The organism is Polaribacter sp. Q13, from assembly GCF_016858305.2.
In the GTDB taxonomy this organism is placed as follows: domain Bacteria; phylum Bacteroidota; class Bacteroidia; order Flavobacteriales; family Flavobacteriaceae; genus Polaribacter.
Genome location: NZ_CP074436.1, coordinates 2,421,451 through 2,433,759 on the forward strand (window position 1 = coordinate 2,421,451; position 12,309 = coordinate 2,433,759).

General features: G+C 29.7%; 12 protein-coding genes. 6 read left to right on the forward strand and 6 right to left on the reverse strand.

Features of this window, described 5'->3' with window-relative positions:
- The first annotated feature begins 12 nt into the window (after positions 1 to 12).
- The 5 genes from frr (at position 13) to JOP69_RS18680 (ending at position 6,996) form a co-directional block, all read left to right on the forward strand.
- Positions 13 to 567 (forward strand): ribosome recycling factor, encoded by a 555-nt coding sequence (frr, locus tag JOP69_RS10120; protein ID WP_203394282.1) that lies wholly within the window; start codon positions 13 to 15, stop codon positions 565 to 567.
- Between the two features lie 95 nt (positions 568 to 662).
- The gene (locus JOP69_RS10125) at positions 663 to 3,038 is read left to right on the forward strand and encodes an RND family transporter (RefSeq protein WP_203394281.1); all 2,376 of its coding nucleotides are present in this window, start codon (positions 663 to 665) and stop codon (positions 3,036 to 3,038) included.
- A gap of 379 nt (positions 3,039 to 3,417) precedes the next feature.
- Entirely contained in the window at positions 3,418 to 4,854 is a 1,437-nt protein-coding gene (gene asnS, locus JOP69_RS10130; RefSeq protein WP_203394280.1) for an asparagine--tRNA ligase, read from the forward strand.
- Between the two features lie 85 nt (positions 4,855 to 4,939).
- Positions 4,940 to 6,397 (forward strand): RNA polymerase factor sigma-54, encoded by a 1,458-nt coding sequence (gene rpoN, locus JOP69_RS10135; protein WP_203394279.1) that lies wholly within the window; start codon positions 4,940 to 4,942, stop codon positions 6,395 to 6,397.
- Between the two features lie 242 nt (positions 6,398 to 6,639).
- The gene (locus tag JOP69_RS18680) at positions 6,640 to 6,996 is read left to right on the forward strand and encodes a hypothetical protein (protein WP_252191104.1); all 357 of its coding nucleotides are present in this window, start codon (positions 6,640 to 6,642) and stop codon (positions 6,994 to 6,996) included.
- On the opposite strand, the gene JOP69_RS10145 is transcribed toward JOP69_RS18680, so the two are convergent.
- The 6 genes from JOP69_RS10145 to JOP69_RS10170 form a co-directional block, all read right to left on the reverse strand.
- A complete protein-coding gene (locus JOP69_RS10145; RefSeq protein ID WP_203394277.1) occupies positions 6,991 to 7,668 on the reverse strand; it encodes a porin family protein in 678 nt (225 codons plus the stop codon). The genes JOP69_RS18680 and JOP69_RS10145 overlap by 6 nt on opposite strands.
- A gap of 122 nt (positions 7,669 to 7,790) precedes the next feature.
- On the reverse strand, positions 7,791 to 8,252 hold the full coding sequence (locus JOP69_RS10150) for a biopolymer transporter ExbD (RefSeq protein ID WP_203394276.1): 462 nt from the start codon (positions 8,250 to 8,252) through the stop codon (positions 7,791 to 7,793).
- An 18-nt stretch (positions 8,253 to 8,270) separates the two neighbouring features.
- Positions 8,271 to 8,891, reverse strand: coding sequence for a biopolymer transporter ExbD (locus tag JOP69_RS10155; protein ID WP_203394275.1), 621 nt, complete (start codon positions 8,889 to 8,891; stop codon positions 8,271 to 8,273).
- 4 nt (positions 8,892 to 8,895) lie between these two features.
- Positions 8,896 to 9,351: a hypothetical protein gene (locus JOP69_RS10160; protein ID WP_203394274.1), complete on the reverse strand. Its 456-nt coding sequence runs from the start codon at positions 9,349 to 9,351 to the stop codon at positions 8,896 to 8,898.
- Positions 9,352 to 9,359: 8 nt separating this feature from the next.
- The gene (locus JOP69_RS10165; protein ID WP_203394273.1) at positions 9,360 to 10,082 is read right to left on the reverse strand and encodes a MotA/TolQ/ExbB proton channel family protein; all 723 of its coding nucleotides are present in this window, start codon (positions 10,080 to 10,082) and stop codon (positions 9,360 to 9,362) included.
- A gap of 212 nt (positions 10,083 to 10,294) precedes the next feature.
- The gene (locus JOP69_RS10170; RefSeq protein WP_203394272.1) at positions 10,295 to 11,341 is read right to left on the reverse strand and encodes an asparaginase; all 1,047 of its coding nucleotides are present in this window, start codon (positions 11,339 to 11,341) and stop codon (positions 10,295 to 10,297) included.
- A gap of 95 nt (positions 11,342 to 11,436) precedes the next feature.
- Between JOP69_RS10170 and JOP69_RS10175 the strand changes: the two genes are divergently transcribed.
- Positions 11,437 to 12,135 (forward strand): zinc metallopeptidase, encoded by a 699-nt coding sequence (locus tag JOP69_RS10175; protein WP_203394271.1) that lies wholly within the window; start codon positions 11,437 to 11,439, stop codon positions 12,133 to 12,135.
- The last annotated feature ends 174 nt before the right edge of the window (positions 12,136 to 12,309 follow it).

Sequence of the window (12,309 nt, forward strand, 5' to 3'; positions counted from 1 at the left end):
TATTTACTGACCATGAACGAAGAAATTGAATTTATTCTTGATAGCGCTAAAGAAGCGATGAATAATGCTATTGAGCATTTAGTTAAAGAATTACGTACTATTAGAGCTGGTAAGGCTACACCTGCAATGTTAGCAAATGTAATGGTAGATTATTATGGAGCTCAAACTCCATTAAGTCAAATTGCAAATGTTACTACACCAGATCCAAGAACAATAGCTGTACAACCTTGGGAAAAAAACATGTTACAACCTATAGAGAAAGCCATAATGGTTGCTAATCTTGGTTTTAACCCAATGAACAATGGAGACATTATTATGATTAATGTACCACCGTTAACAGAAGAAAGAAGAATCGGTTTAGCAAAACAAGCAAAAGCCGAGGCAGAACATGCTAAAGTTGGTATTAGAAATGCTCGTAAAGATGCTAATAATGACATCAAAAAAACTGATGTTTCTGATGATTTAAAAAAAGTATCTGAAGATGATATCCAAAACCTAACTAATACTTTTGTTAAACAGATAGAAGAAAAACTAGCTGTTAAAGAAGTAGAAATAATGAAGGTTTAAAAAAAACCTAACCAATAAAAAGAGAGTGTTTCTTAGCACTCTCTTTTTATTTACAACAATATACAATTTAACTACATTTTCGTAAATTTTACTAAATGAATTTTTGGACAAAAGTTGCTGGCCTTATCTTAAGAAACCGTTATATAGTTTTACTAGGTATTGCAATCATTACAGGCTTATTAGCATCACAAATGAAGTATATGAAATTCTCATATACAGAAGCCAATTTATTACCCGAAGATCATGAAGCCAATTTACAATACAATAAGTTTCTAAAAATTTTTGGTGAAGAAGGTAACTTAGTTATTTTAGGAGTTAAAGACGCTACTGTTTTTACTCCAAAAAAGTTTAATGCTTGGAATAACTTAGTACAACAATTTGATAGTTTAGACGAAATAGATTTCACCATTTCTATTGCAGATATTAAAAAATTAAAAGCAGATAGAAAAAAAAGAAAATTTATATTAGAGCCTTTATACGAAACCGAACCTACTACCAAAGAAGAAGTTAACAACATAAAAAAACAGCTTTTCGAAAAACTACCTTTCTACGATAATCTACTATATAACAAAGAAACAGGTACACTACAAACCGCTATTTATATAAAGAAATCTATTATAAATACACCCAAACGTAGAGATTTCATTTTTAATATTTTAGTACCCACAATTAAAAAATTTGAGAAAGAAAATAACCTAGACGTACGTGTTTCTGGAATGCCCTATATTAGAACACTAAATGCTCAAAATATACAAGATGAAATTTTACTCTTTGTAGCTGGTGCCTTAGGTATTACCGCTATTATTTTCTTCTTTTTCTTCCGTTCTTTTAGAGCTACTTTTATTACACTATTGGTAGTGATGATTGGTGTTGTTTGGGCCTTTGGTTTTATAGGATGGTTCGGTTATGAAATAACAGTATTGTCTGCATTAATACCTCCATTAATTATTGTAATTGGAGTACCTAATGCAGTATTTTTAATTAATAAATATCAACAAGAAATAAAAAAACACGGTCAACAGGCAAAAGCATTACAACGTGTAATTTCTAAAGTAGGTAATGCTACCTTAATGACCAATATTACAACTGCATCTGGTTTTGCTACCTTTGTTTTTGTAAAAAGTAGTTTGCTTCGCGAATTCGGAATCTTAGCCTCTGTAAACATCATTAGTATTTTTATTTTGGCCTTATTAATTATACCTATTTTGTATAGTTTTATGCCACTTCCTAAGAAGAAACATTTAAATCATCTTGAAACCAAGTGGATTGAAAATGTAGTGAATTGGATGGAAAAAACAGTGAAAAACAAAAGAATTACTATTTATTTTGCCACAGTTATTGTTATAATTACTGCAATTATAGGCGTTTATAAGATAAAGGTATCTGGTAGTTTAATTGAAGATATGCCCAAAAGTTTAGAATTTTATCAAGATATAAAATTCTTTGAAACTGAGTTTGGAGGTATCATGCCTTTAGAAATTTTAGTGGATACTAAAAAAGAAAAAGGCGTTATGAATTTATCCACCTTAAAAAAGATGGAAAAGATAAACGAAGCCATAGAAACTTTTCCGGAGCTTTCTAAACCAATTTCTATCACTAATGTAGTAAAGTACTCTAAACAAGCGTACTACAACGGAAATCCGAAGTATTATCAATTACCAACAAGTCAAGAGCAAAGTTACATTTTAGCCTATACAAAAAACTCAAATAGTGAAGCTGGCATGCTTAAAAACTTTGTAGATTCTACAGGGCGTTATGCTAGAATAACTACTTTTATGAAAGATATTGGTACAGAAAAGATGAACGTAATTCAAGAACGTTTAAAAGACGTTATTGCTAAAGAATTTCCATCAGACAAATATGATGTTTCCATTACCGGAAAAGCCTTAGTTTTTATAAAAGGAACCAATTATTTAATACATAATCTAGTTATTTCATTATCCTTAGCAATTTTCTTAATTGCCATTTTTATGGCTTGGATGTTTAGATCTCCACCAATGATCCTTATATCTTTAATACCAAATATATTACCATTACTTATTACGGCTGGATTAATGGGTTTCATTGGTATTCCTATTAAACCATCAACTATTTTAGTATTTAGTATTGCTTTTGGTATTTCTGTAGATGATACCATCCACTTTTTAGCCAAATATCGTCAAGAATTAATAGCTAATAACTGGCGTGTAAAACATTCTGTTTATGCGGCTCTTAGAGAAACAGGAGTAAGTATGTTCTATACTTCTATTGTTTTATTTTTTGGGTTTTTAACTTTTACGCTTTCTAGTTTTGGAGGTACCATTGCATTAGGAGGTTTGGTTTCTATCACATTATTATTAGCAATGGTTTCTAACTTGTTATTATTACCTTCTTTGTTATTAACTTTTGAAAAGAAAATAGCCAACAAAAAAGTATTTAAAGAACCATCAATAAGAATTATTCCTCCAGAGGAGGATAAAATAGATGAGTAAGTATTTAGATTTATAAGATCTTTACCCTATTTAAAAATCGGATGTTATATTACATCCGATTTTTAGTAAAAGAAAATAGCCCTAATTTTATATTGATTTTATAATAAAAAAATTACACTATTTTACAGAGAACTTCCTAAAAATCAAAAATAAACTACTTAAAAATTCATTGCTCATCTTATATCAAAAAAGTATCTTTACTCTTTAATAAAAATAGTTTTGTATATTCTAAATTCATTCTATGAATAAGAATGTAGTTTTTTAAAAGATATACCAAAAAAAGATTTTTACTTTATAATTAGTTTTTTTAAAAGACTAAAAATCAAGGTTATACAATTAATTATTAACATATATTTATATCACTTTTATTTATAAGAATATGATAAACAGCAACGTTGCCGAGCTTTTAAAGTCGGAAGGATTATTACTACAAGAAGTACAACTAAAAGGATGGGTAAGAACTTTTAGAAGCAATCGTTTTATTGCACTAAACGATGGTACTACTATTAACAATATACAATGTGTTATCGATTTTGAAAACACAGATGAAGAAACACTAAAAAGAATTACAACTGGTGCCGCTATTTGTATAAAAGGTACTTTGGCAGCAAGCCAAGGTAAAGGTCAGTCTGTAGAAATTCAGGTTTCAGAAATTGAAATTTTGGGAGATTCTAATCCAGATGAATACCCAATTCAGCCTAAAAAACACAGTTTCGAATTTTTAAGAGAAAATGCACACTTACGTGTAAGAACAAACACTTTTAGCGCTGTAATGCGTGTACGTTCTAAATTGTCTTTTGCTGTGCATCAGTATTTTCAAGAGAGAGATTTTAACTACGTAAACACTCCAATTGTTACGGGTTCTGATGCGGAAGGAGCAGGAGAAATGTTTAGAGTTACTACATTTAAAGACAATGAAGCACCCGTTACAGAAGATGGTAAAATTGACTATACTAAAGATTTTTTTGGTAAGGAAACCAACCTAACCGTTTCTGGTCAGTTAGAAGCAGAAACTTTTGCAATGGCATTAGGAAAAGCATATACATTTGGACCAACATTTAGAGCAGAAAACTCGAACACAACTCGCCATTTAGCAGAGTTTTGGATGATAGAACCAGAGGTTGCCTTTATGGATCTAGATGGTAATATGGATTTAGCAGAAGACTTTATTAAATATGTTATCAACTATGTTTTAGATAAGTGTGAAGATGATTTAGCTTTTCTAGATCAACGATTAACACAAGAAGAAAAAAGCAAGCCGCAAGCACAAAGAAGCGAAATGTGTTTGTTAGATAAATTAAAGTTTGTAGTAGATAATAACTTTAAAAGAGTTTCTTATACTGAGGCAATTGATATTTTACGTAATTCAAAACCAAATAAAAAGAAAAAATTTCAGTTCCCAATTAATGAATGGGGAGCAGATTTACAGTCTGAGCACGAACGTTTCTTAGTAGAAAAACACTTTAAATGTCCTGTTATATTGTTTGATTACCCTGCAGACATCAAAGCTTTTTACATGCGTTTAAATGATGACGGTAAAACAGTAAGAGCTATGGATGTATTATTTCCTGGAATTGGAGAAATAGTTGGAGGATCTCAAAGAGAAGAGCGTTATGATGTTTTAGTTGATAAAATGAAAGCTCTAGGTATCGAAGAAAAAGAATTGTGGTGGTATTTAGATTTAAGAAAATTTGGAACAGCAGTGCACTCTGGTTTTGGATTAGGTTTTGAAAGACTAGTACAATTTACAACAGGAATGAATAATATAAGAGATGTAATTCCGTTTCCTAGAACTCCACAAAATGCTGAATTTTAAATAAATTATATAAATTTAAAGAACTAAACGTCATTCCTCACAGAATGACGTTTTTTATTTTAACCTATTTCATATATTTGTATATATGCTGAAACAAAGTTTACAATACAAGCTATTACAAAAATTATCTCCTCAACAAATACAGTTGATGAAGTTAATTCAATTGCCTACGCAAGCTTTTGAGGAACGCCTAAAGCAAGAAATAGAAGAAAACCCTGCTTTAGATACAGGTAAAGACGAATCTGACACCATAGATGATGATTTATCTAATGAATATGATGATGCTGGAACAGAAAAAATTGAAGCAGAAGACATAAATATTGATGATTACTTGAGTGATGATGAAATACCTAGCTACAAAACTCAAGCTAACAATTACTCTGCAGATGATGAAGAAAAGAATGTACCTTATGCCGCAGGAACAAGTTTTCATCAATCCTTAAAAAATCAATTAAGCACCTATAGCTTTAATGATGAAGAACTTGCTATAGCAGAATTTTTGGTTGGCAGTATAGATGACAGTGGTTATATTAGAAGAGAAATAATAGACTTAGTAGACGACTTAGCTTTTACAGAAAATGTATTTACAACAGAAGAAAAAGTAATATCTATATTAAAAAGAGTAGTTCATACTTTAGATCCTATTGGTGTTGGAGCCAGAGATTTAAAAGAATGTTTAATTATACAACTTAAAAGAAAAGGAAGTAACAAAATTAGAAGCTTAGCTATTGAGATTTTAGAGACGGCTTTTGATCATTTTGTAAAAAAACACTATAAAAAACTACAAGAAAAGTTTAATATTTCTGAAGAAGAATTAAAAGAAATAAATAAAGAAATTTCTAAATTAAACCCAAAACCCGGAAGTTCTTATGCCGGTAATAACAAAATTGCAGAACAAATAGTTCCAGACTTTTCTATAAAATTAGTTGATGGTGAATTAGATTTAGTTTTAAACTCTAGAAATGCACCTGAATTGCATATTTCTAGAGAGTATAATAATATGCTAAAAGGATATCAAGAAGCAACTGTTAAAAGTAAATCTCAAAAAGATGCAGTATTCTTTATCAAACAAAAATTAGATTCTGCAAAATGGTTTATTGACGCTATTAAACAACGTCAGCAAACTCTTTTAGTTACTATGAATACTATTATGCAGTATCAGTATGACTATTTCTTAACAGGTGATGAGCGCAAGTTAAAACCTATGATTTTAAAAGATATTGCCGATAAAATTAATATGGATGTTTCTACCGTATCTAGAGTTGCCAATAGTAAGTATGTTTCTACACCTTATGGTACAAAATTAATCAAAGAATTCTTCTCTGAATCTATGAAAAATGACCAAGGAGAAGATGTTTCTACTAAAGAGATTAAGAAAATACTGGAAACTGTAGTACTAGAAGAAAATAAGAAAAAACCTCTAACAGACGAAAAACTAGCTGCAATTTTAAAAGAAAAAGGATATCCTATTGCTAGAAGAACTATTGCAAAGTATAGAGAACAGTTAGGTTTACCTGTAGCACGACTAAGAAAAGAAATTTAGTGAAATTTCATAAATTTATATCTGTAATACTGCACCCAATTGTAATACCTACAATTGGAATACTCTTATATTTTATTTTAATACAAAGTAATTTTAACAGTAACCAAAAATTTGCAGTATTAGGTCTAATTTTTGTAACTACTTATTTTATTCCATTACTTATACTCATTCTTTTTAAAAGGTTTAAACTTATAAAATCTTTTAAGGCCGATAGCATACAGGAAAGAAAAATACCAATTGCCATGATGATAGTATTATTCTATTTACTAGGTAATACATTATACGGAGTAACGAACTTAAGAGATTTAGGCATCCTTTTTTATGCTACTACATTAGGTTTGGTATTTATTTATATATTATTTGCATTTAAAATAAAAACGAGTATTCATTTAATGTCGCTAGGTATTACTACAGGTTTCTTCTTTATATTAAACCTTATCTATAACCAAAATTTAATAATAGTTATAGCCTGCTCTTTACTACTATCTGGTATCCTTGCTAGTGCAAGATTACATTTAAAAGCACATACGCAACAGGAAGTTTATTTAGGATTTCTGTTAGGTTTCTTATCACCTATAATAGTCTTCTATTTTTTATAGAATATAAAAAATTAAACCAAATTTTAATACTTTAGAATTTATTACTTCCCCGTTAATAGTACTATTATTAAAAATTGGGGTTAGACCATAATATAGGTTTATATTAAATTCATCATAGCCCGTAGAAAGTGTTAAACCGTACTGAAATTTATTGTAATTAGAAACATCTGAATACTTAAAAGTAGTTCCTGTAGCATCCTCAAATTGAAATGTATTAGATAAATTATATAAGAATTTAATACCTGCATATACTCTCCAAAAACTATACTTATTCGCTGTAGAAGTTCTCCATCTTAATTCTAACGGAAATTCTAAGTTATGAGATTTAAACAAATTTGCACTAATCTCATCATCACTAGTAAAAGCTGTCGTATTATTTATTTCTGTTACTTTTAACTTATGATTAAAAAAATCGAATCCATACCCTACACCAGCAGCTACAGATATACTACCTTGTTTATTTAAAATTACATCTTTTAGAAACCCTAGAGATAGTGAATAAGAAAAATTACTTTTAGAAATTTCTGTTGGTTGGTCAAAAAACTGAGCGTAAGAAACTGTAACATAAATTTGATCATCTGCATATCTATTCCCTAGTTCTAAGGAATCTTTCTGAGCAAAAGATCCAATTACATTCAATAACAATAAAAGTAAAGTAAGCGTTGTTTTCATACACAAATTAAACGTATCATAAAGATACAAAATTTCATTAATAGTTTTGTTTTCTAAAAAAAAGGATAAAAAAAAAGGATAATTCAAATGAATTATCCTTTAGTAAAGTTATATTATATTGATTACTCAGTCTTTTTTGAAGCAGAATAACTAATTTTAAGAGCACCTACGTCTCTTAATTTTAATCTAATATCAGTAATTGTACCTACACTAGATTCTTTATCTGCTTTAATAGAAGTTGTCATAAATGGCACTTCTGCTTCAGAAACCTTAGATCTTGCATTTATAATAAAAGCAGGAACATCATCAGCAGAACCAATTTTGTCATTTAATTGAATTCTATTATAACTGGTTCCATATTTAGTATCTTTTGCTTTACCAACGTAAATGGTAGTTACCAAACTTTTATGTTCCAATTTTTTTACTTCTGTAGCAGAAGGCAACCTTGGAGCATCAATCTGTAAAGAAGTTTCTCTCATTGTAGTAGTTACCATGAAAAAGAACAACAACATAAATACAATATCTGGTAAAGCAGCAGTATTTACTGCTGGCATTCCTTTTTTCTTTTTTCTAAATTTAGACATACGGTTAAATTTTAAAAATTATTTTGTTGGTTCTTGATCTGATATAATTTGAGGATAAGCAGTTTTAATAAACTCAACCTTTTTCTTCAAATTCTCGTTAGTCATATTGTCTTTATACTCTTTTTCAAGCTCTTCAAAAGGTACTTTATATTTCTCAACACTTAACCTATTTCTTAAAAAACTATATGCTTTTAACAATTGATCTTGAACTGTTAAATACGTTCCATACTCTGTTAATCTATCACTTTGCACCGAAATAATTGCTTTGTTAGGATGATCTGAAGAAGACTCGCTTCTTTCACCTTTACAATAATTACATGGTCCAGTAGCAACACCATTCTCAACTTTACCTTCACCTCCACCATTATCTATAAAATCGATAGCGGCTTCTTTAAGGTCTTTAATTTCCATTCTTTCGCCTTCAACTAAAAGCTCATTATTTCTATTAATGTTTACCTCAAAAATGTTCTTCTCTTTAATAATCGGTGGTACGTAATCTGCTGGCGGCTTTTCAGAAAGTTTTTTAGAAACTCCTGAATCCACATTCATTGTTGTTGTTACTAAGAAAAAGATTAACAGCAAGAAGGCAATATCTGCCATAGAACCTGCATTAATTTCTGGATTCTCTCTTCTTGCCATATTATTATGATTTTATTAATCCTTTTAGTAAATCGTATACAAAAAACAAACTAGCAACAAGTCCTAAACAAATGCTGTACCAGATACCTGTTCCAACCCATTGGTTTAATGATGTTCCTGCTTCTCCACCTTCTAATACTTTACCTTGTGTATCTAAAACAGCATTATTATCTGCTAAAAAGTAAGCAAAAACTAATACTACACCCAAAACAGCTAGCCCTAATAAAGTCTTTTTTAAATTTTCAATATTTGTAAAAAGACTAATTAAAGAAAGAATTAAAGTTGCACCAACTGCAAAGTACAGTAATATAGTAGAAAAAGTTACAATACTACCCACAGCCCCACTTAAGGCTCCTGAATCTCCTTCATCAGTCATAAAAATTCTGATGAAGAGAAAAGCTCCTATTACAGCTATTACAGCTATAAATATATTTAAAATTTTTGATAAATTATTTTTCATAATATATCTTATTTTTTATATTTCACTAATAAATCTATCAATTGAATAGATGCATCTTCCATGTTATTTACAATACTATCGATTTTAGAAACGATATAATTATAAAAAATTTGAAGAATAATAGCCACAACTAAACCAAATACAGTTGTTAATAAAGCTACTTTAATACCTACAGCTACAACACCAGGAGAAATATCATTTGCTACTGCAATCATATCAAAGGCCTGAATCATACCAATTACCGTACCCATAAACCCAAGCATCGGTGCTAAAGCAATAAATAAAGATAACCAAGAAATATTTTTCTCTAAAAGTCCCATTTGAACACCTCCATAAGAAACTACTGCTTTTTCTGCAGCATCTACTCCTTCATCTACTCTATCTAAACCTTGATAAAAGATAGATGCAACTGGTCCTTTAGAGTTTCTACAAACTTCTTTAGCAGCTTCTATACCACCAGAACTTAAAGCATCATCTACACTTGCTACTAATTTCTTAGTATTCGTTGTTGCCATGTTTAAATAAATAATTCTTTCAATTGCAATTGCTAAACCTAATATTAAGGCTACTAATACAATTCCCATAAATTCTGGGCCACCCTCAATAAAACGTTGTTTTAATTCTTGGTGGAAAGTTTTTGACTCTTCAGCTGCTTCTTGTGCGAAAGTTGATTGAATAGCTCCAAAAAACATAAATCCTGTTACGGATAGGACATTTACTACTTTTTTCATCTTTGTTATAATTAATTTTTAATAGTTAACGGGTTAAAGATATTGATTTTCATCTCAAAAAAATAATATCAAAGACAATTTAACTAAAATAATTAGAAAGAATTAATCTTCACTATCCTTTTGAGACTGCCAAGTAACAAAAAATTATTGAACATTTAAAAAAAAATTCAATCTATTTATCGTTAAAAAGGTGATTTTACCTAATAATATATTTAAAAATGATAATTATCAGTTAATTCACCTCTTAATGATTTTTCAAAAAAATGTTTGAACTCATTCGCTGATAAGTTTTTATCTAATAAGTACATTAACTTGCCTATAGCAGACTCTGTAGTAATGTCTCTACCATTAATAACACCTATCTCCTTAAGCAACAAACTGGTATCATAATGTCCCATCATCACTCTACCACTTTTACATTGGGTAACATTTATAATTTTGACTCCTTTACCTATAGCTTCTTTAAGTAAAGCTATAAATTTATCAGAATTTGGCGCATTTCCAGAACCATAGGTTTCTAAAACTACTCCTTTTAAATTAGGTATATTTAAAATACTTTCTACTACCAAATTTGATATTCCAGGAAATAATTTTAAAATAACAACCTCATCAACTAAATTTTTTCTAACAATTAAATCCGTTTCTTCTGTTTCTAATTGATGGATTAAATGCTCATTAAATTTAAGATGCACGCCACTTTCTGCTAATGGAGGTAAATTTAGAGAAGTAAACGCTTCAAATAATTCTGAACTTATTTTAGTTGTTCTATTGGCTCTATATAATTTATATTCGAAATACAAACAAACTTCAGAAACTATTGGCTTTCCATTTTTATAGGCACATGCAACCTCTATAGAAGTAATTAAATTTTCTTTTGCATCGGTTCTTAAATCTCCTATAGGCAATTGAGATCCTGTAAAAATAATTGGCTTTTGTAAATTCTCTAACATAAAACTGATAGCAGAAGATGTGTATGCCATTGTATCGGAACCTGTCAAGACTACAAAACCATCAAATTTCTTATAATTTTCTTCAATAATTTCTACTATATCTATATAATAACGAGTATTCATGTTTGATGAATCTATAGGTTCTTCAAAAGAAATACTTTCTATATTACAATTTAACTGTTGCAACTCGGGTATCTTTTCTACTATCTGACTAAAATCAAATGCTTTTAATGCATTTGTTTTATAGTCTTTCATCATACCAATTGTTCCTCCTGTATATATCAGTAATATGTTCGGTTTTGTTGTCATTTTGTCATTTTTATTCTATAAACAATAAATTGGAATACTTTATGTTGTAAATTTATCAAACAAAAATGATATAAAAATTTTAAACGATATAATTTATGATAGGATTCTATATTTTAATTGGCGCTATAGCTTTGGCAAGTTGGTTGGTTAGTAACACTTTAAAAAACAAGTTTAAGAAATATTCTAAAATTCAGCTTAGAAACGGAATGAGTGGTGCAGAAATTGCCACAAAAATGTTGGCTGATAACGGCATTTTTAACGTAAAAGTAATTTCTACTCCTGGTAGATTAACAGACCATTACAATCCTGCAGATAAAACGGTTAATTTAAGTGAATCTGTGTACAACCAGAGAAATGCGGCTGCGGCTGCAGTTGCTGCGCATGAGTGCGGACACGCCGTACAACATGCAAAAGCGTATAGTTATTTAACAATGCGATCTCAGTTAGTACCAATTGTAAGTGTTACTTCTAAATTCTCTCAATGGTTGGTAATTGGTGGTTTAATTATGGGAGCAGCTTCTGGAGCTACCGGAATCGGTTTTTACATTGCCATTGCTGGTTTAGTTTTTATGGGTTTTGCAACACTTTTTAGTTTTATTACTTTACCTGTAGAATATGATGCTAGTAATAGAGCATTAGCTTGGTTAGAAAACAACAACATGGTTTCTCAAGAAGAATTGGCTGGTGCTACAGATGCTTTAAAATGGGCTGCTAGAACGTATTTAGTAGCCGCTTTAGGTTCTTTAGCGTCTTTATTATATTGGGGTTTACAAATTTTAGGAGGAAGAGATTAGCATCGCGGATGCTTTTTACACACACCGTAATCTTATTTTTATAAAAAAAGCTTCTGTTTTCAGGAGCTTTTTTTATTGCAGGAAACTTTTTATTGATTTCTAACATCTTATTTTTAGACACGAAATACTTGTTTAACCGAAATTTAACCCAGTTCATCAAATTTTGATTTTACA

Excerpts from the sequence above, each read along its gene's own strand:
- frr (WP_203394282.1), top strand. The coding sequence starts at position 13 with ATGAACGAAGAAATTGAATTTATTCTTGATAGCGCTAAAGAAGCGATG.
- JOP69_RS10125 (WP_203394281.1), top strand. The coding sequence starts at position 663 with ATGAATTTTTGGACAAAAGTTGCTGGCCTTATCTTAAGAAACCGTTAT.
- asnS (WP_203394280.1), top strand. The coding sequence starts at position 3,418 with ATGATAAACAGCAACGTTGCCGAGCTTTTAAAGTCGGAAGGATTATTA.
- rpoN (WP_203394279.1), top strand. The coding sequence starts at position 4,940 with ATGCTGAAACAAAGTTTACAATACAAGCTATTACAAAAATTATCTCCT.
- JOP69_RS18680 (WP_252191104.1), top strand. The coding sequence starts at position 6,640 with ATGATGATAGTATTATTCTATTTACTAGGTAATACATTATACGGAGTA.
- JOP69_RS10145 (WP_203394277.1), bottom strand. The coding sequence starts at position 7,668 with ATGAAAACAACGCTTACTTTACTTTTATTGTTATTGAATGTAATTGGA.
- JOP69_RS10150 (WP_203394276.1), bottom strand. The coding sequence starts at position 8,252 with ATGTCTAAATTTAGAAAAAAGAAAAAAGGAATGCCAGCAGTAAATACT.
- JOP69_RS10155 (WP_203394275.1), bottom strand. The coding sequence starts at position 8,891 with ATGGCAAGAAGAGAGAATCCAGAAATTAATGCAGGTTCTATGGCAGAT.
- JOP69_RS10160 (WP_203394274.1), bottom strand. The coding sequence starts at position 9,351 with ATGAAAAATAATTTATCAAAAATTTTAAATATATTTATAGCTGTAATA.
- JOP69_RS10165 (WP_203394273.1), bottom strand. The coding sequence starts at position 10,082 with ATGAAAAAAGTAGTAAATGTCCTATCCGTAACAGGATTTATGTTTTTT.
- JOP69_RS10170 (WP_203394272.1), bottom strand. The coding sequence starts at position 11,341 with ATGACAACAAAACCGAACATATTACTGATATATACAGGAGGAACAATT.
- JOP69_RS10175 (WP_203394271.1), top strand. The coding sequence starts at position 11,437 with ATGATAGGATTCTATATTTTAATTGGCGCTATAGCTTTGGCAAGTTGG.